The sequence below is a fragment of the Rhizobacter sp. P2_H2 genome (assembly GCF_056403375.1).
The window spans coordinates 1-1,102 of sequence record NZ_JBFUFP010001424.1 but is presented as its reverse complement, the minus strand read 5'-3'; the positions used below and the strand labels follow the sequence as shown (position 1 = coordinate 1,102).

The 1,102-nt window shown below is 64.5% G+C and carries 1 protein-coding gene and 1 tRNA gene; both read right to left on the bottom strand.

Annotation, left to right across the window (positions count from 1 at the left end; translation table 11 throughout):
* On the bottom strand, positions 1-858 hold an 858-nt coding region (gene tig, locus AC1D15_RS33650; protein WP_477829477.1), incomplete at its 3' end, for a trigger factor.
* Between the two features lie 29 nt (positions 859-887).
* Positions 888-974: transfer RNA gene (locus AC1D15_RS33645), tRNA-Leu, on the bottom strand.
* Between the last annotated feature and the right edge of the window lie 128 nt (positions 975-1,102).

Sequence of the window (1,102 nt, the reverse complement as noted above, 5' to 3'; positions counted from 1 at the left end):
GGCCAGCACGCGGAACTTGACCTCGCGCTCGAGGTTGCGCTTGATGTCGGCGCGCAGTGCGTCGACGGTGCCTTCCTTGATGCCCAGCGACTTGGCCAGCGCATCGTTGACCTCGGGCAGGTTCTGCGCCTCGACCTTGTTCAGCGTGACCAGGAAGTCAGCTTCCTTGCCGGCGACGTCCTTGCCCTGGTAGTCCTCGGGGAACTGCAGCGGGAAGGTCTTCGACTCGCCGGTCTTCATGCCGCGCACGGCCTTCTCGAAGGCCTCGAGCATCTGGCCTTCACCGATCAGGAACTGGAAGCCCTCGGCCTTGCCGCCGTCGAACGGCACGCCGTCGATCTTGCCTTCGAAGTCGATCGTCACGCGGTCGCCTTCGGCAGCAGCCTCGCCCTGCGCGCGCTGSGCRAAGGTRCGGCGCTGCTTGCGCAGGATRTCCAGCGTCTTGTCGATSGCGGCTTCGGTCACCTCGGTGCTGACGCGCTCGACCTCGGCGGCCGACAGGTCGCCGAGCTTGACTTCGGGGTACACCTCGAAGACGGCATCGAAGGCCATCTGGCCCTCGGGCGCGGTTTCCTTCTCGCTGATGCGCGGGGCACCGGCGACGCGCAGCTTGGCCTCGGCGGTGGCCTGGGCGAAGGCCTGTCCGACCTTGTCGTTCATGACTTCGTACTGCACCGAGTAGCCGTAGCGCTGGGACACCACGCTCATCGGCACCTTGCCCGGGCGGAACCCGTCGGCCTTGACCGTGCGGGACAGGCGCTTCAGGCGCGTTTCGACCTCGTTGTTGATCGTGTCGGCCGCCAGCGTGAGCGTGATGCGGMGTTCGAGCTTCTCGAGGGTTTCTACAGTGACARCCATGATTGTCTGGACTCTCTGGTTTCGTTAGCTGGTGCGCGGGGGGGGACTCGAACCCCCACACCATCGCTGGCGTCAGGACCTAAACCTGGTGCGTCTACCAATTTCGCCACCCGCGCACATTCTGGGCACATGCAAAAAGCAAAGGGAAGCCGAAGCTTCCCTTTTCAGGCGATTCGGTAAACCGCGTAGTTTAGCTGCTCGCGGCGGCTCTTTCCTCTTCGGCCGGTTTGACGCGGAACCAGGC